This window comes from Gluconobacter sp. ESL1110 (assembly GCF_058107395.1).
This window is the reverse complement of sequence record NZ_JBYLUK010000007.1, coordinates 230,094-247,500: the sequence shown is the minus strand read 5'-3', so window position 1 is coordinate 247,500 and position 17,407 is coordinate 230,094. Positions and strand designations below refer to the sequence as shown.

The following is a 17,407-nucleotide window of genomic DNA, read 5'->3' as shown; positions in this document are numbered from 1 at the left end:
AGCAGCCATCCTTTAAAGAAAGCGTAATAGCTCACTGGTCTATTAGAAACCCTGCGCCGAAAATGTAACGGGGCTCAAGCCACGTGCCGAAGCTGTGGGTGCATTCTTATGAATGCGCGGTAGCGGAGCGTTCCGTAAGTCTGCGAAGGAGGCGGGGTGACCCCCTCTGGAGATATCGGAAGTGCGAATGCTGACATGAGTAGCGACAAACAGTGCGAGAAACACTGTCGCCGAAAGTCCAAGGGTTCCTGCGCAAGGTTAATCCACGCAGGGTGAGCCGGCCCCTAAGGCGAGGGCGAGAGCCGTAGTCGATGGGAACTAGGTGAATATTCCTAGGCCTGCCAGAAGTGACGAATGAGAAATGTTGTCTGTCCTTAACGGATTGAACAGGCTTTTTGATCATTCCAGGAAATAGCTCTGGCGTATAGACCGTACCCGAAACCGACACAGGTGGACTGGTAGAGAATACCAAGGCGCTTGAGAGAACGATGCTGAAGGAACTAGGCAAATTGCTCGTGTAACTTCGGGATAAACGAGACCCAACCGTGGGCAACCATGATTGGGTGGCACAGACCAGGGGGTAGCGACTGTTTAGTAAAAACACAGGGCTCTGCGAAATCGTGAGATGACGTATAGGGCCTGACGCCTGCCCGGTGCCGGAAGGTTAAGAGGAGATGTGCAAGCATTGAATTGAAGCCCCGGTAAACGGCGGCCGTAACTATAACGGTCCTAAGGTAGCGAAATTCCTTGTCGGGTAAGTTCCGACCTGCACGAATGGCGTAACGACTTCCCCACTGTCTCCAGCATCGACTCAGCGAAATTGAATTCCCCGTGAAGATGCGGGGTACCCGCGGTCAGACGGAAAGACCCTATGAACCTTTACTGCAGCTTTGCAGTGGCATCAGGAAAATCCTGTGTAGGATAGGTCGGAGGCTTTGAAGCCGGGGCGCCAGCACCGGTGGAGCCACCCTTGAAATACGACCCTGAATTTTTCTGATGTCTAACCGAGACCAGTAAGCCTGGTCCGGGACCCTGCATGGTGGGCAGTTTGACTGGGGCGGTCGCCTCCCAAAGTGTAACGGAGGCGCGCGATGGTGGGCTCAGGCCGGTCGGAAACCGGCTGTCGAGTGCAATGGCATAAGCCCGCCTGACTGCGAGAATGACAGTTCGAGCAGAGACGAAAGTCGGCCATAGTGATCCGGTGGTCCCACGTGGACGGGCCATCGCTCAACGGATAAAAGGTACTCTAGGGATAACAGGCTGATCTCCCCAAGAGTCCACATCGACGGGGAGGTTTGGCACCTCGATGTCGGCTCATCACATCCTGGGGCTGGAGCAGGTCCCAAGGGTTCGGCTGTTCGCCGATTAAAGTGGTACGTGAGCTGGGTTTAGAACGTCGTGAGACAGTTCGGTCCCTATCTGCCGTGGGTGTAAGAGACTTGAGAGGATTTGTCCCTAGTACGAGAGGACCGGGATGAACATACCTCTGGTGCACCGGTTGTCACGCCAGTGGCACAGCCGGGTAGCTAAGTATGGACGGGATAACCGCTGAAAGCATCTAAGCGGGAAACCCACCTCAAAACAAGGTCTCATAGAGCCGTGAGAGACCATCACGTCGATAGGCCGGGTGTGAAAGTGCAGTAATGCATGCAGCTAACCGGTCCTAATCGCTCATAATCCTCACATCAAACACATGCACAGAAATCAGCCACACTCATAAAACACCAACCTCCACCCACTCTCAAAAAGACTGGGTGGGCTGGAAGACCTGGTGGCCATTGCGAGGGCCCTACACCCGATCCCATCCCGAACTCGGCCGTGAAATCCCTCAGCGCCTATGATACTGCACCTCAAGGTGCGGAAAAGTCGGTCGCCGCCAGGTCCCCCAGCCCACTCACAATCCTCCCAAAAACCAACATCATACATACCACCGCGGGGTGGAGCAGCCCGGTAGCTCGTCAGGCTCATAACCTGAAGGCCGCAGGTTCAAATCCTGCCCCCGCAACCAATCCCATCATAAATCCCTACAAATCGACCGCTGATGCAGATGTTGCCGCGTCATATCAGTCGTCTCATTGCGGCCCGACCCTCGAAAAGAAGGCCAGGCAATCACGCACGTTTCCATCACACCAGCTTTAAGAACATAACACTAACTCAGAGCTCACAGGGCTCGTTGGGGGAGAGGAAGGGAGATAAATCTTTTTAGTTCGTTTTGAGAGTTCTGATAAACGAAGGCGTACGTGACACAGAGATAGCTTCTTTGAATCTAGGCACGTCGGACTGCAGTTCAGTAAAGGTAAACTGCAGCAAGTTCATAACCAGCACGCGAACCTTTCTATCATGCTAAGCGCAACGTATGCTGGCTAGATAAGAATAAAATCAGAACATCGCTTCTTCCAATTGAGTTAAAATTTCTGTTCTTAATTTCTGAAGGGCTGGGTTGTCTCGGTCTCGTGGTTGAGCGTCTTCAATACGGAGATCGGCGATGACGCGTGCTGGACGAGGGCTGAAAATAATCACACGTGTCGCCAGAAGAAGGGCTTCTTCAACATCATGAGTGACCATGAGCGCTGTAAAGCCCTGAGACCTCCAGAGGCGATAAAGTTCAGTTTGCATCGCAAGACGTGTCAGGCTGTCCAGCTTGCCAAGAGGTTCATCCAAAAGAAGAAGACGAGGGTTATTGATCAACGCACGCGCCAGCGCAACACGTTGCGCCATCCCACCCGAGAGTTGATGTGGCCATGCTCCGGAAAATTCTTCCAAGCCTACAAGGCGAATGGCAGCATCAATCGCTTCGGGGTCTTTTTCTTTTCGAATGTCCAGACCCAAGGAAATATTACCGCGCACTGTACGCCATGGATAAAGCGTTGGGTCCTGAAACATGATGATGCGACTGGGATCAGGTTCTGTAATTGGCCTGCCATCTGCGAGTAGTGCTCCTGCATCAGGGGCTTCCAAACCTGCGACTAGTCGAAGAAGTGTAGATTTACCGCATCCGGATGGTCCGATCAGGGCTATGAACTCTCCCGGTTCTACGTCAAGGCTGACATCATCCAGAACCAGTCGGGGACCTGAAGGCAAATCGTAGCTGTGATGAATGTGAGATAATGTCAGACCAAGGGGGGGCTCTGGATGAGTAGAATTTACCATTTCAGGCCATCTTTCTGCCATTTGAGGAGATGATCACGGATCTTGAACAACACGGTCATAAGTGTCGTGCACATGAGAGACATGACAAACAGGGCAGCATACATGTTTGGATAAGCAGCCCATCCCTGTGCCCATTGCATATAAAAGCCCAGTCCTGATTTTACACCGAGCATTTCCGCCACGACGAGCATTGCGAAAGACGCACCTAATCCCATGAACAGTCCGACAAAAATCTGTGGTGTTGCGGCTGGGAGTGCGATGCGCAGAACCAGAAAGCGGTCTTTCGCTCCCATTGTTCTGGCGACATCATAATAGGCAGGATCGACTGCGGATACACCGGACCATGTCAAAACAGCAACCGGAAACCCTGCCGCAAGTGCCATGAGAGCCTCACCCGCCCAACGTGTTGATGGGATGACCACGAATGCCAGTGGCAAAAGTGCGACTGGTGGCAAGGGACCAATAACTCGCATGACCGGGCGCACCCAGTAACGAACATGATGGGAGCGCCCTAGAGAAAGACCTACGATAATTCCGAGAATGGAGCCAGGGATGTATCCTCCGGCAAGTAGAAGAAGGGAATGGACGAGACTGTCTCCAAGGCGTTTCCAGTCTGTCAGGAAAACGTCAAGCAGGTCTTGCGGCGTTCCGAAAAACGGCCGTGGAAGAAGCAGAAGCTTTGCTTGAACAAGCTCCCATGCTCCAAATCCAACTCCCAGAACCAAGGCCCAGGGAGCACGATCTTTCAGTCGTCCTGTCGCTCCGAGTGCTACCAAAACGAGACCGATGACCAGCAGAAAAATTGCGAACTGCTGGGTAGCAGGAAAATCGTCCGCGTCTGGCCATTTCCATGTCACCAGCGCGGCTAGCAGCCATGCAGGCCCTGCGGCCCAACTCCAGAGTTGGGTGAGTCTGAATCTGGGTTTTATTGTTTCTGAAGAGGATGTCAGAGTAGCGGAGTGGCCCCGCGTAGTCTGTGTATGGCTCATCAGCTGAACAGATCCTGCGTGACACGTTCTGCATAGCGTTCAGTGTTCAGGGAGGGGCGGAAAACACCAATTTGTTTGAGGGCTTCAGCGTAACGGACAATTTCTTGCCTGAAATTACTGGTCAATGTCTGATGGTGGTGTCCCTGCATCTGAAGCATGGCCGCCAGATCCTTGATATTTGCTTTAGGGGCATAAGGCTGGAAAATTGTGGCTGCTTCCTCTGGGTTGCAGGCCAGCCAGGCACCAGCTTCCATAATCGCTCGTGTGACTGCGGCAGCGACCTTGGGTTCATTGCGGATAAGACTGCCGCGTAATCCGATGACGCAGCATGTCAGATGCGCCCATTCATCTTTCATGTTGTTATCGACATCAATCAGCCCGAACTGGCGTCGCTGGGGATAAGAGAACGGATCGGCATCTGAAATAGCCTGAACGTCCCCACGTTGCAGAGCAAGAGGGAGCAGATCTGCTGGGAATTGCCTCCATTGTACGTCTGTTTCAGGGTCGATCCCGGCTTCTTTCAGGCGAATGCTGAAGAAATTACGGTCTGGACCGCCAATATCCGTTACGCCGACGGTCTTGCCCTTCAGGTCCGCAAGCGTTTTGATACCTGTGGATGGCGCCGTCATGAGATACATGCAACCAGCGTGTAACCCTGCCACGAGTTTGACATCAAAACCCTGCTGAAGTGGCTTAAGCCAACGCAATGCCATGCCCGGTGCCCCATCGGCCTTGCCGGTTGAAAGAGCCTCAAGAAGCTGGTCAGTCGCTCCTGCGAAATTTATGTAATCAATATTCAGATTGTATTTTTTAAAGAACCCTTTCTCCTGCGCCACAGGGACGGCTGCGGTGCAGATCGAGGCTTCATTCCACGCGATTGTCAGGTTGCGAGGGGGGCCTGGAACGGGTTCGACGATTGCAGGTCCGGCAGCCTGACATTGCGTTTGTGCTCCTCCCATATCCATATGATCCATAGCCTGCGCGAAGGCGCGCCCATGCATGCTTAAAGTGGATGCACTTGCCAGAGAGCCAGTCAGGACCGTACGGCGTGAGGGATGAAACGCATTGGACATCGACAGTTATCCTGAAAAATCGATCAGGCCCGTTTGACGGGCAAATGGTGAAAATCGCGGGAGAACCAGGCGAGTCCATGGTCGGCATCTGCGCTGGTGGAAATGGATTTTACGGCACAGAACAGCACATCATGCGTACCTGCGCTGTGAATGGCGTCAATGTCGCAATCAAGTGTGACAAGGGCGTCTGAGAGCAGGGCTGATCCTGTATCGCCAATAACCCAGTTTCCTTGTGCAAACTTCGCATCAGGCTCTACAGAACGGCTGGCAAAGATGCGCGCCAACTCATGATGAACGGGCGACAGAACGCTGATGCCGATGACACCATTCTTCAAAAATGCCTGATGGGAGCGGTTGCTGCGGTTAAGGCAGACCAGCACTGTAGGCGGCGTATCACTGACGCTGCTGATAGCAGAAACGGTCAACCCTTGACGTCCTCCGGGGCCATCAGTTGTGACGAGAACCACGGGCGCACCAAGTAGGCTCATGGCTTCCCGAAACAGATCCTGACTTACGGCTGGTGCGCCAAAGCTTGTTTGTGACAGCAGGGCTGCGGTGTCATGCGGCATGAGAAACGTCTTTATTTTCAAGTCCGAGAGCCTTCAGGATGACAGGGGTTTCGGTCCTGCGCATCCAGTCCGGCGAGATATCGACAAAGCTTACGGTGCGACCGGGACTGAGAACGAGCACGGTGGGTTTTGGAAGCTCCCAGCGGGACGTTCCATTCAGAGCTTCGCTTCGCCCCCCTTTGGCGATAGCGGCTTCTTGTGCAGCCTCATCAAAAAGATACGTAATGCCCAGAGCGTGAGACAGTGTTAGCTGGGGGTCATTCAGGACAGGGAAAGGTAAGCTGTTCCGCGTTCTGATACTGTCAAGTTCTGGGAAAGGCTGTGAGGAGACCGCGACCAGCGGAATGCCTGCGGTTTTTAGAATGGGCGCCAGCGTCTCTGCATAATAGGGCAGTGCAATATTACATGCTGGACAACCTGCGAACCTGAAAAATACCAGCACAGCTGGTCCTGCAGATGTCAGGTCGTCAAGCGAAACTGTGGCACCTTCTGCGTCCACAAGCGCATAGGGCGAAAGAACGTCGCCTGTTTGAACATGCGTCGTTTCGGGGTGTGCCCGGACAAGAGCTTCCCGCTGCGCGATATTCCCAGCCAGAGCGTCAGGGGACCATGTTCTGCGACGTTCTGCCTCAACGGCTTCATAGCGGCTTTGGAGAGAAGGAGAGAGAATGCTCATGCTCATAAGATCCCAAGGGTGACCTGATCGACCCACCATGCGGGACAATCCCATGCGGTTTCCAAGGAGTTTTTTTTATGAGGCCATTTGCGCCCGGTCATTGATCTGCGGTTGCCTGTGTCAGGAGTTCAGCAAGGTCCTGAGCGGCTTCCGGCAAGCCGTTTCTCTGGACAAGAATGGTTTCGATCTCCGGGACTTCTGGCAGGATGCCCGTTGGCAGAATGGACAGTCCTTCTGATGCAGCAAAACGCCGCGTCCTGCAGCTTGCTCCAAGCCCGCTGCGGACGCCGGCGCGCATCGCGGGGAGATGAGGCGTTTCAAGCACGATACGATAGTCCCGGCGCGCTTTTGCGAGGGTCCTGAGCGCGGCCTCACGGAACCGGCAGGGAGGTTCAAGAAGAACGAGGGGAATCTCAGACTGATCCAGAACGCCCGGATCTCCGATCCAGACCATTCTGTCATGTCCAACAATGCGCCAGGAAGAATTGGGCCGGTCTCCATGTTGGCCGAGGCACAGCACGATATCCAGCCGGGAGCGATCAAACATTTCCAGTAATTCTGCTGATCCACCAACGCGGACGGTCAGCCTGCAACGGGGATGTTCAAGCCGGAAGCGCGCGAGAACATCCGGAAGAATGGTGTCAGCAAAGTCCTGCACCATACCAATCGTGATTGGTTCCGGCTCTGAAACATCTCCGAGTTTGTGCATGATTCGGTCGTTGAGGGCGAGGAGTTGCCTTGCATAGGCCACAAGTTCTTCGCCCGCAGGCGTTAGGACCAATTTTCGCCCATCCCGGCGGAACAGTTTTTGTTGGAGGACGTCTTCCAGACGTTTCATCTGCAAGCTCAGGGCAGACTGGGTCAGGAAGATTGTCTCGGTTGCCTGTGCCATGGAACCAGCTTCCACGATGGCAACGAAAGACCGTAGAAGCTCGGTTGGAACATTGCGTGCCATGCGCTGGGGAAGGGACGTGTTGGACATAGCAGCGCTCCGTAGCTGGAGGCATGGTTGTAATCAACCATGCAAAAGTGTTGTATTTGCGTTTCTTGCTTGAATTATGACGTAAGAAAATGAGTATATTGTCAATACAACAATTTACTATAGTCTTTCTAGGGGGCGGCCATGCCTGTGGAATTTATCGGGTTCGTGAACAGCCAGAACCATTCCGAGATTATTTCCCCTACCGGGCCAGTCATTGATCTTGTCCATATCGAAACAGCCGCAAAAATTCATGAAAATGGCGATTTTGATAGGGTGTTGATCGCATTCCATTCCAATTCACCCGAAAGCATTCTGGTGGCTCAGCATGTTGCCGCGACGACGCGAAAGCTGGGTTTGATGGTGGCGCATAGGCCCGGCTTCACAGCGCCGACTCTGGCGGCGCGCCAGTTTGCAACACTGGATCAGATCAGTCGTGGGCGGGCGGCTGTGCATATCATTACAGGTGGGAATGATACGGAGCTCCAAGCTGACGGGGATCACACCGTCAAGGCGGAGCGTTATGCCAGAACCCGTGAATATCTTGAGATTGTGCGTCGGGAATGGAGTAGTCGGGAGCCGTTTGATTATCAGGGCAGGTTTTACACTGTGCACGGTGCCCAGTCCCGCGTGCTTCCCTATCAGAAAGACGCTATTCCGGTTTATTTCGGAGGCTCTTCGGATGAAGCCATTGCCGTCGCCGGGGAGCAGGCTGATGTTTATGCTTTGTGGGGAGAAACCTACGATCAGGTTCGTGAAACGGTTTCCCGTGTTCGGGCCTCGGCGGAGAAGGCAGGGCGCAGTAACCTGAGGTTTTCGCTCTCTCTCCGTCCCATATTGGCTGAAACTGAAGAGGCGGCCTGGGCCAAAGCGGAGGCTATTCTCGAGAAGGCAAAGAGCCTTCAGGAAAAGACGGGATATACCCGTTCTGCCATTATCCCGAATGAGGGGTCCCGCCGTCTGCTGGCTGCGGCCGAGCAAGGTTCAAGGTTAGACAAACGCCTTTGGACGGGAATTGCCGCTTTGACAGGCGCCAAGGGTAATTCCACTTCGCTGGTGGGAACGCCCGATCAGGTGGCCGAAGCCCTCCTGGATTACTATCGTCTGGGAATTTCGACCTTTCTGATTCGTGGGTTTGATCCGTTGGTGGATGCCTATGATTATGGGCGGGACCTGTTGCCGCGTGTTCGCGAACTGGTTGCAAAAGAAGACCAGCTCTCTGGCCAGAAGGTTGCCTGAGATATGGCAAGCGCCTCAACAGTCTTGACGGTCATTAACCAGATTGGGCCGGAAATTGGCCATATCCTTTCTGGATTAGGTGAGCGTATCCAGGTGGTGGATCAGAGCAGGGATGTTTCCGAGCCGTGGAATACGGGCGAGGCGGATATTCTGCTGACAGGTCCGTCTGTGGCATGGCGGAATGCTCCCGAGGCCCCGCCCGCTGACTGGAATCCCTCGCTTCGCTGGGTGCAGATTGCGTCGGCTGGCGTGGATGGTTTTCCAGAATGGCTGCTTCAGGGGCGCGAAATTACGACGGGTCGCGGCAATGCGGCCAGACCAATTGCTGAGTACGTCCTTCTTGCTCTTTTGGCTCAGACCAAGAGATTTGAAACGTTCAAGCCTTCCTCTCCCGACGATTGGGTTCAGCAGGCTTCTGCCGTCAAGCATGACGCACCATTGGGATCGCTGGCGGGGCAAGCGCTTGGTCTCGCTGGATATGGGGCCATCGGGCAGGAAATTGCCCGGTTGGCTCAGAGTTTTGGCATGACCGTTCTCGTCTGGCGCAGAAGTGCCTGGGCGGAGGGGGAGGCCGTGCGAGAAAGGGTGCAGCCGGTTTCTGATCTTGGAACCCTGTTTGAACGCTCCGATCATCTGGTGCTGGCTCTGCCGCTGACATCAGAAACGAACAGGATCGTGGGCGCGGATGTTCTGGCGCGGGCAAAGCCCGGATTGCATCTCGTCAATGTGGCGCGTGGAAAGCTGATAGATGAAACAGCCCTTCTGGGTAGTCTCGACCACGGACGTATCGCAGCAGCGACGCTGGATGTTACAGCGCCAGAGCCTCCTTCTGCTGGGCACCCCTTTTATACTCACCCCAGAATTCGGTTGACGCCGCATATTTCCTGGTCCGGGCCAGATGTTCTGGCCAGTCTGGGGCAGCGTATCACCCGAAATTTTGAAAATTTTCTTCACGGACGGCCGCTGGAAGCCCGGTTGGATCTGAGTCGTGGATACTGATTTCTCAAGGAAAAACCCATGAGTGCGACACAGCATAACATCTCGTCCCTGCAGGAAGTTCGTGCACGGACACACCGCCTTCAGCCTCGCCAACCCGCAGCGACGTTTGAGGAAGAGCGGTTACACCGCAAGCAGCGGCTTGCCGCGACGTTTCGGCTCTTTGGACGCTATGGTTTCGATCAGGGACTTGCCGGTCATGTAACGGCTCGTGATCCTGAGTTCCCGGACCGCTACTGGATCAATCCGCTTGCTGTGCATTTCTCGCAGATCAAGGTTTCTGATCTTCAACTTGTGGATCATGAAGGGAATATCCTGATTGGGGAGCGTCCGATCAATACGGCAGGCTTTACCATTCATTCGGCGTTGCACCGTGCGCGCCCGGATGTAATCGCTGCGGCACACACCCATTCCACATATGGCAAGGCATTTTCTGCGTTAGGGACTGAACTGCTCCCCATCACACAGGATTCCTGCGCTTTTTACGAGGATCACGCGGTCTTTGATCCGTTCAGCGGCGTGGTTCTGGATGACAGTGAGGGGGATCGTCTGGCTGCAACGCTGGGAAACCGGAAAGCTCTGATCCTTCAGAACCATGGTCTTCTGACCGCCGGGCCGACTGTTGAAGCCGTGGCATGGTGGTTTCTGGCCATGGATAACGCTGCCCATACCCAGCTTCTGGCGCAGGCCGCGGGGCCATTAAAGCCTATCGCTCCGGATGTTGCCCGCCTGACTGCCAGTCAGGTCGGTACGGCACAGGGCGCCTATTATTCGTTCCAGCCTCTCTGGGACTGGATCGTTGCACTTGAACCGGATCTTCTCGATTAAGGACCACGAAATCCATGACGAATATTGAGCCATTACGAGAGTTTGTTTCCGGTTTCACGCGTCTTTTCGAGACGTCATCTGATGCTGTGGTGATTCAGAAAGCGGGCGCGGACCTGTTGAAGACCCTTGTTTCGCGCGACGACTGGCTACCCGAAACCTATACCCGGCCACATCCGGAACGCTACAGCCAGTATCTCCTGCACTGTGATCCATTGGAGCGGTTTTCTGTCGTCAGTTTCGTTTGGGGGCCGGGACAGAAAACGCCTTTGCACGATCATCGCGTCTGGGGGCTGATTGGAATGCTTCGGGGTAAAGAAAGCGAAACGCAGTTTACGCGCAGGGATGACGGGAGCTTTGAAAAAGGCGAAACGGATTTTCTTGAACCCGGTGAAGTCGCCTTTCTGGCGCCTGGGGTGAACGACTATCATCTCGTGGCCAATGCCCTGTCGGACCAGACATCCATTTCCATCCATGTGTATGGGGCCAATATCGGTGGCGTTTCGCGCGCTGTTTACGATGAGGCCAGTGGTACTGAAAAAGCCTTCATTTCCGGGTATTCGAGCGAGGATGTACCCAATCTCTGGGATCGTTCCAGGAGCAAGGCTGCATGAACAGCATTACAAATCTTCTGCCCGTGACCTCTTCGCAAGATGTCCGGCAGAGCCTGAAAAACGGCGCTGAAATCGCACTCCTGGATGTTCGTGAAGAAGGTCCGTTTGCGTCTGCTCATCCGCTTTTTGCTGTTAATCTGCCTGTTGGGCGTATTGAGGAGCGCATTGTCGGACTGGTCCCGCGCAAGGATGCTCCTATCGTCGTGTATGACAACGGCGAAGGCCGTACGGCGAAAGCAGTCCGTTTGCTTCAGTCTCTTGGATATTCGGGCGTCTCGGCGCTGGAGGGCGGTCTGGAAGGCTGGAAACGATCCGGGGGTGAGATCTTCATTGATGTGAACGTCCCGTCCAAGGCCTTTGGCGAACTCGTCGAACATGTCCGGCACACACCTTCCCTGCCAGCGCGTGAGGTTCATGACAGGATCAAGCGCGGCGATGATCTCGTTATTCTCGATGCAAGACGGTTCATTGAGTACAATGTCATGTCCATTCCCGGGGGCCGTTCCGTTCCGGGGGGTGAACTGGCGTTGCGGGTTCGGGATATTGCGCCTTCGCCGGAAACAACGGTTATTGTGAATTGTGCTGGACGGACAAGATCCATTATTGGCACGCAGTCTCTCGTCAATGCTGGAATACCCAACCCGGTTTTTGCACTGCGAAACGGTACAATTGGCTGGACGCTGGAAGGGCTTTCGCTCGAACATGGTGCAGCCCGTAAAGGAGCAGACGTCTCGGAGCAGAACCAGCAAGCAGCGCGGGACCGTGCGGAACTTCTGGCGGAACGGACAGGTGTTCGGTCTGTTACGGCGGACGGTCTGGAAAGGTTTCTGGCTGATCCGGAGCGGACTGTTTATCGGCTGGATGTCCGTTCGCCTGAAGAATACGTGGAAGGGCATCTGAAGGGTTTCCGTTCTGCACCAGGCGGCCAGCTTGTGCAGGCAACGGATGAATGGGTCGGTGTCCGGCATGGAACGATTGTTCTGACGGATGATGATGGGGTTCGTGCCAGAATGACGGGGCACTGGCTCAGGCAGTTGGGATGGAACGAAGTTTACGTCCTGGAAAAATGGAATGGTCTGCCATTTGAAACGGGACAGGAAGCGCCTTTGCTTTCACAGCCCTTGCCAGACGTGGAAACGATTTCTGCTGTAGAACTGCATGAGCGCCTTCAGGAGCGCGATGTTCTGGTGCTGGATCTTGCCACGAGTCCGGTGTTTCGAAAGGGACATATTCCAGGTGCGCGGTTCGTGATTCGCCCGGATCTGGTGTCTCATCCGGTCATTCGTGGGGCTGAAGAGATCGTTCTGGTATCCCCGAATGGTATTGCTGCTCATCTGGCAGCGCCGGATCTTGCTGGCGGAAGCCGTCGCATTCGTGTTTTGAAGGGAGGAACGGAGGCTTGGCAGGCGGCAGGTTATGCGCTTGAAACCGGGCTGGATGATTCGCAGGTCTTTTCCACACCGGATGATGTCTACAAACGGCCTTATGAAGGCACGGACAATGCGGCAGAGGCGATGCAGGCCTATCTGGACTGGGAGTACGGGCTGGTTGCCCAGCTTGAGGAGGATGGAACTCACGGCTTCAGAGTTCTGGAAAACATCTGAAGACGATGATGACTTCTCCCGGCGACTGTCATGGTCGCCGGTTTTTTTATGCTAAACCTTCAGTGCCTCTCGCCCGGCTGCCAGAAGGGCGCTGTCACCCTGTGGTGTGTGGACGCGACCGCACAGGACGTTGCGATAATGTCGTTCCAGTGGGTTGTCCTGACTCAGACCGGGGTTTCCGATAGCGGCGACTGCTTTGCTGACGGCGGCAATGGCGTTTTCGGTAACAACCTGTTTGGCCAGTCCGGCGCGGGTATCGCTTTGCGTACCCTGTTCCGCGAGCGTGATGGTATGGTTAATCAAAGCCTCATTGGACAGAAGCAGAGCATCGATCTCGCCTAGCAGGATGTGAAAACGGGGGAGTGTTGCCAGGGATGTTCCGAGGTTGGAAGGAACGCGACTGTGAAGAAATGCTATCAGCCAGTCCCGCGCCGCGACGGCAATCCCATTATAGAGGCCTGCAATGACAATCGCATGCCAACTTGCAATCGCGACTGGACCGTTCTCTTTTGCGGGCGAAGATTCCAGCAGGCCCAGATAACGCTCCGGAATTTCCACATTGTCAAAGACGATGGTGTGGCTTCCCGTTGCGCGCATCCCTAGCTGATGCCAGCTTTTCTCGATCCGCACGCCGCGCAGGTCGAGTGGAACAAGAACCGGGCCGACCTTGGGTTCGGCATCATCCGTTTTTGCCCAGACAACGCCCCATTGAAGGGCTGTTGAGCCGGTTGAGAAGATTTTTCGTCCGGAAATGCGCCATGTCGAACCGTTCCGGCTGACAGTCGTGTCGGGGAGGCCACCGCGGGCAGGCGTGCCAAGTTCCGGTTCCACGCGCAGAGCGTTGATGAGGGCGCCTTCCTGAAGAATGCTCTCGTACAGTTCCTGCTTTACCTCGTCTGACCATTGAGGCGACTGTGCAAAGGCGCCGGACTGAAGATACTGCATTGCCAGAATGAGGGCGGTTGATGGATCACCTTGTGCAAGACGGCTGATGATCCGTGTCACGCTACGAAGGGAAATATCTTCTCCCCCTGCCGCTTTTGGCAATGCCAGTGCCAGGAAACCTGCTTCCTGAAGATCACGCAGGTTCTCGATCGCGATATTGCCGCTGTGATCATACCGTGGAGCGCGCTCGGCAAAGACCTGAACCAGTTCGTCGAGAACCTTGTCTGTGGCGGCGGTGTTGGTTGTTGGGGAAAATGGACTTTCACCCATGGCGGTTCTCCGTCTTTCCTCGAGCTGGCAAATATTAAAACGTATTTATTGGAGGGTGGAAACTCTCAGATCGAAAGCATCTTCCAGCTTCCCGGCGTCCTTAAGAAAACCGCCAGAACGATAGGCATCCAGCGTCGTCTGTTCCTGTTGGATGACGTTTGGCGTTAACGGCGCAGGAGCGGCAATCAGACGTTTGGCTACGGCCGTTGCGACAGGAAGGGGTAAACCGGTCTGGCGTGCCAGAATGGTGGCATATTCGGTCTGATGGGCCGTTCCCCATGCGTAGGCGGCTGTCATGCGTTTGTAGAAATCTGCCAGTTGCGCGCGTTTTGTGGCCAGAGCTTCATTGGTCGCGACAAAGAAGCTGTTGTTGGGCATGACATCGCGGCCATCGACTACGTTGCGTGCATGGCTCTCGACGACCGCAAGAGACACATACGGTTCCCATGTGGACCAGGCATCAATCTGCCCCGTATCAAGGGCTGCCTTGGCCTGAGCAGGTGCAAGAAAGACGATATGAGGGGCCGGGGCGGGAATGGCGCCCGTAGCAATCAGGCGCAGTAGCAGCAAGTGACCTATTGATCCCTTGCCCGTTCCTATTTTTTTGCCGGACAGATCCGCAGCCTTGTGAATGGGGGAGGAGTTTGCCGTGACTACAGCCGTAGATTCCCCTCCGCCTCTAGGCGGCACCAGAAATGCTGCCTTGATGGGGAGATGCGCCCCCCATGCAAAAAGGAAAGGCCCGTCTCCTGCAATGCCCGTATCCACGGCGTTGGCCGCCAGGGCCTGTAAAAGTGGCGCAGCGGCTTCAAATTCGGTCCATCGGAGCGTGTAGGGCAAGTTCCTGTCCTGTCCTGCGGCTTCAAGGAGGGCTTTTTGCTGACCTTTTTGATCAGCGACGATCAGAGCATCTTCTGCATGAGCGAAAGAGGTGCCCAAAAGAAGTGCCGCCATGAAGGGCAGGAATATTCTTGCAGAGACCATGAAAACAACTCGTTCAGAACCGGGGACTATATCCTGCACGCAGCAGGAAAGTCTCCAGACTGATGGCAGGGCTGTTCAAGAACAATTAAATCACTTCAAAGACTGGTATTTATAATATTCACCTGACATCCGGGTGTAGAATAGGGAAGGTGGGCGTCTATCGCTGCCTGTGGGAGGACGCCCGGTGTCAGACGCCATTACGCTGACTGGATCGTACAAGACTGCCGAATCCAAGGGGAAAACCCTGAGTTTGAGGAGGCTTGTTTCCATAAGGCGTTATGCGTCTCCCGTTGTGTTGGTCTGCCTCTGGCAGATTGCCTGCTCTTCCGGGTTACTTTCCACCCGACTTGTGGCGTCCCCGATTCAGATCGCTGTAACGGGTTGGACGCTGGTGCGTGACGGGACGTTGCCTTTCAATCTGGGTGTTTCGCTTCTGCGGGCCGGAAGTGGCCTCGGTCTTGCCATCAGTGTGGGGGTTGTTCTGGCGCTTCTTTCGGGACTGTCCCGTATCGGGGAGGATATTGTGGATGCGCCTCTGCAAATCCTGCGAACGTTGCCTGCACTGGCGCTTGTGCCGCTGTTTATCCTGTGGTTTGGAATCGGCGAGACACCCAAGATTCTGCTTGTCGCGCTGGGAGCGACGTTTCCGATCTACCTGAATTTGCATAAGGGCATTCGGTCTATCGATCCGAAGCTTGTGGAGATGGCATCCACGCTTGGGCTGTCCCGATGGCAGACCATTCGGGATGTTTACCTCCCGGGCGCATTACCTGATTTTTTGACCGGGCTACGATACGCTGTTGGAGTGTCCTGGCTGATGCTGGTCGTTGCTGAACAGGTGAACGCGGAAAGTGGCATCGGACATATGATGATGGATGCTCAGGACTTTTTGCGAACTGACATCATTCTTGTCGGACTTCTGGTTTACGGCGTGCTGGGCTTGATGTCTGATCAGATTGTCCGCCTTCTGGAAAGCACGCTGCTGGCCTGGCGTCCGGATGGACGGAAAGGGCGTACGGCATGACTCACACACAGTCTGATGTTCATGCCGGCACAGCCGTTATTGTGGAGCGACTCACGCGTCGTTTCAACAATGGTCCTCCTGTTCTGGATGAACTGGATCTGGCGATTGCGCCGGGCGAATTTGTTGCTCTTTTGGGGCACAGTGGGTCCGGAAAGTCGACGCTTTTGAGAACGCTTGCCGGGCTTGATCCTGTGACAGACGGATCAGTGACCCGACCGCGCGACGTCTCGGTCGTGTTTCAGGAGCATCGTCTTCTCCCATGGAAACGTGTGTGGAAGAATGTTGTTCTGGGGCAGGAAGATAAAGCTATTCGGCAGCGGGCGGATGCTGTTCTTGAAGAAGTCGGTTTATCTCATCGCAGCAACGCTTGGCCACTGACGCTCTCAGGTGGAGAAGCCCAGCGAGCGGCTCTTGCGCGTGCGCTTGTCAGAGAGCCTGCTTTTCTGATGCTGGATGAGCCATTTGCTGCCCTCGATGCTTTGACACGGTTGAAAATGCAGCAACTGGTCGCAGATCTTTGGAAGAAGCATGGCTGCGCGGTTCTGCTTGTGACTCATGATGTTGATGAGGCTCTTCTTCTCGCGGACCGGGCCGTGGTGCTTGAGCGAGGACGCATCCGTGTGGATGTTCCCATTACTCTTCCCCGTCCTCGACGGCACTCTGATCCGGGATTCGAAGGGCTGCGAAGTCTATTGCTGGATGCGCTAGGCGTGCATGCTGCATAAGTTCCTATTTCTGATAAGGCTAATGTCATGACAACTGCCCCTGATCGCGCACCGGGTTCTAATGTTCTCCCGGTTATTCTCGATCGATGGTCGCCCCGGGCCTATCAGCCGACGGACATTGATCCGCAAGACCTGCTCGGTTTTCTGGATGCAGGGCGTTGGGCGCCGTCAGCTTACAATATCCAGCCCTGGCGTTTTATTCATGCCCGCCGGAATACACCGGATTGGGACCGGTTTCTGTCATGGTTGATTCCGTTCAACCGAAGCTGGGCGGAAAATGCTTCCGCCATAGTCTATATCGTTTCCAAAACAATCACGATTTCCAGCAGAACGGGGGAGCCGTCTCCTCTTCCGACTCATGCGTTCGATGCAGGTGCAGCTTCGGTTCTGATACAGCTTCAGGCGTCACAGGCAGGGTGGGCGGTTCATCCGATCAGTGGTTTTGATCGTGATCTGGCCCATGCGGGGCTGGAACTGCCTGAAGAGTATCAGGTCCATGCAGCTCTTGTTATTGGTCGGCAGGCAGAGGCCGGTGTTCTGCCAGAGGAATTGCGGCAACGGGAGCAACCCTCTGGCCGTCTGCCGCTTGAGACTATTGCGTTTGAGGGCCGTTTCAGACCAGACGGGCAATAAAGGCCCCAACCCTTTTCCGTTTCTGACATTGCAAGAGGCGCCTTTCCTGTGTCGGGAAAGGCGTTTTTTCGTTCAGTCGTGCTGATGAATGACTTTTCCCGATATCGCGATT

16 protein-coding genes, 1 tRNA gene and 2 rRNA genes (1 of these 19 running past the window's edge) are annotated in these 17,407 nt (G+C 54.9%); 11 read left to right on the top strand and 8 right to left on the bottom strand.

Annotation, left to right across the window (positions count from 1 at the left end; translation table 11 throughout):
- The 3 genes from AC3B6F_RS05155 to AC3B6F_RS05145 all read left to right on the top strand — a co-directional run.
- Positions 1-1,687: ribosomal RNA gene (locus AC3B6F_RS05155) — 23S ribosomal RNA — on the top strand (it extends 1,049 nt beyond the left edge of the window).
- Between the two features lie 80 nt (positions 1,688-1,767).
- Positions 1,768-1,882, top strand: a 5S ribosomal RNA gene (gene rrf, locus AC3B6F_RS05150).
- A gap of 49 nt (positions 1,883-1,931) precedes the next feature.
- A tRNA-Met gene (locus AC3B6F_RS05145) sits at positions 1,932-2,008 on the top strand.
- A 371-nt stretch (positions 2,009-2,379) separates the two neighbouring features.
- Here AC3B6F_RS05145 and AC3B6F_RS05140 read toward each other — a convergent pair.
- From AC3B6F_RS05140 to AC3B6F_RS05115, 6 genes are all read right to left on the bottom strand, one after another.
- The gene (locus AC3B6F_RS05140; RefSeq protein ID WP_034880920.1) at positions 2,380-3,150 is read right to left on the bottom strand and encodes an ABC transporter ATP-binding protein; all 771 of its coding nucleotides are present in this window, start codon (positions 3,148-3,150) and stop codon (positions 2,380-2,382) included.
- Positions 3,144-4,139 carry an ABC transporter permease gene (locus AC3B6F_RS05135; protein WP_489823600.1) on the bottom strand — a complete coding sequence of 332 codons (996 nt, stop codon included), beginning with the start codon at positions 4,137-4,139 and terminating at the stop codon, positions 3,144-3,146. The genes AC3B6F_RS05140 and AC3B6F_RS05135 overlap by 7 nt, the downstream gene beginning before the upstream one ends.
- The gene (locus tag AC3B6F_RS05130; RefSeq protein ID WP_489823599.1) at positions 4,139-5,212 is read right to left on the bottom strand and encodes an ABC transporter substrate-binding protein; all 1,074 of its coding nucleotides are present in this window, start codon (positions 5,210-5,212) and stop codon (positions 4,139-4,141) included. Before AC3B6F_RS05130 ends, AC3B6F_RS05135 begins: the two co-directional genes overlap by 1 nt.
- Positions 5,213-5,235: 23 nt before the next feature.
- Positions 5,236-5,781 (bottom strand): flavin reductase, encoded by a 546-nt coding sequence (locus AC3B6F_RS05125; RefSeq protein WP_489823598.1) that lies wholly within the window; start codon positions 5,779-5,781, stop codon positions 5,236-5,238.
- Positions 5,771-6,457 carry a peroxiredoxin-like family protein gene (locus AC3B6F_RS05120; protein WP_489823597.1) on the bottom strand — a complete coding sequence of 229 codons (687 nt, stop codon included), beginning with the start codon at positions 6,455-6,457 and terminating at the stop codon, positions 5,771-5,773. The genes AC3B6F_RS05125 and AC3B6F_RS05120 overlap by 11 nt, the downstream gene beginning before the upstream one ends.
- A gap of 97 nt (positions 6,458-6,554) precedes the next feature.
- Entirely contained in the window at positions 6,555-7,439 is an 885-nt protein-coding gene (locus tag AC3B6F_RS05115; protein WP_023944596.1) for a LysR substrate-binding domain-containing protein, read from the bottom strand.
- A gap of 141 nt (positions 7,440-7,580) precedes the next feature.
- Here AC3B6F_RS05115 and AC3B6F_RS05110 point away from each other — a divergent pair, with 141 nt between their 5' ends.
- Genes AC3B6F_RS05110 through AC3B6F_RS05090 form a run of 5 tightly spaced genes read left to right on the top strand, consistent with a single transcriptional unit; the run spans position 7,581 to position 12,714 of the window.
- Positions 7,581-8,675 carry an LLM class flavin-dependent oxidoreductase gene (locus AC3B6F_RS05110; protein WP_489823596.1) on the top strand — a complete coding sequence of 365 codons (1,095 nt, stop codon included), beginning with the start codon at positions 7,581-7,583 and terminating at the stop codon, positions 8,673-8,675.
- 3 nt (positions 8,676-8,678) lie between these two features.
- The gene (locus AC3B6F_RS05105; RefSeq protein WP_489823595.1) at positions 8,679-9,674 is read left to right on the top strand and encodes an NAD(P)-dependent oxidoreductase; all 996 of its coding nucleotides are present in this window, start codon (positions 8,679-8,681) and stop codon (positions 9,672-9,674) included.
- Positions 9,675-9,692: 18 nt separating this feature from the next.
- Positions 9,693-10,499 carry a class II aldolase/adducin family protein gene (locus AC3B6F_RS05100; RefSeq protein WP_023944599.1) on the top strand — a complete coding sequence of 269 codons (807 nt, stop codon included), beginning with the start codon at positions 9,693-9,695 and terminating at the stop codon, positions 10,497-10,499.
- A 14-nt stretch (positions 10,500-10,513) separates the two neighbouring features.
- Positions 10,514-11,110, top strand: a complete 597-nt coding sequence (locus AC3B6F_RS05095; RefSeq protein WP_023944600.1) for a cysteine dioxygenase family protein — start codon at positions 10,514-10,516, stop codon at positions 11,108-11,110.
- A complete protein-coding gene (locus AC3B6F_RS05090) occupies positions 11,107-12,714 on the top strand; it encodes a rhodanese-like domain-containing protein (RefSeq protein WP_489823594.1) in 1,608 nt (535 codons plus the stop codon). Before AC3B6F_RS05095 ends, AC3B6F_RS05090 begins: the two co-directional genes overlap by 4 nt.
- A 51-nt stretch (positions 12,715-12,765) precedes the next feature.
- Here AC3B6F_RS05090 and AC3B6F_RS05085 read toward each other — a convergent pair whose 3' ends face one another.
- Together AC3B6F_RS05085 and AC3B6F_RS05080 are read right to left on the bottom strand one after the other, a co-directional pair.
- Complete coding sequence (locus AC3B6F_RS05085) at positions 12,766-13,929, bottom strand: acyl-CoA dehydrogenase family protein (protein WP_489823593.1); 1,164 nt, start codon at positions 13,927-13,929, stop codon at positions 12,766-12,768.
- Positions 13,930-13,974: 45 nt separating this feature from the next.
- The gene (locus AC3B6F_RS05080; RefSeq protein WP_489823987.1) at positions 13,975-14,913 is read right to left on the bottom strand and encodes an aliphatic sulfonate ABC transporter substrate-binding protein; all 939 of its coding nucleotides are present in this window, start codon (positions 14,911-14,913) and stop codon (positions 13,975-13,977) included.
- 244 nt (positions 14,914-15,157) lie between these two features.
- On the opposite strand from AC3B6F_RS05080, the gene AC3B6F_RS05075 reads away from it, so the two are divergent.
- The 3 genes from AC3B6F_RS05075 to AC3B6F_RS05065 are packed head-to-tail and all read left to right on the top strand — an operon-like array spanning position 15,158 to position 17,295.
- Entirely contained in the window at positions 15,158-15,937 is a 780-nt protein-coding gene (locus AC3B6F_RS05075) for an ABC transporter permease (RefSeq protein ID WP_426067373.1), read from the top strand.
- Complete coding sequence (locus AC3B6F_RS05070; RefSeq protein ID WP_023944606.1) at positions 15,934-16,662, top strand: ABC transporter ATP-binding protein; 729 nt, start codon at positions 15,934-15,936, stop codon at positions 16,660-16,662. Before AC3B6F_RS05075 ends, AC3B6F_RS05070 begins: the two co-directional genes overlap by 4 nt.
- 27 nt (positions 16,663-16,689) lie before the next feature.
- Positions 16,690-17,295 (top strand): nitroreductase family protein, encoded by a 606-nt coding sequence (locus tag AC3B6F_RS05065; protein ID WP_023944607.1) that lies wholly within the window; start codon positions 16,690-16,692, stop codon positions 17,293-17,295.
- Positions 17,296-17,407: the final 112 nt, after the last annotated feature.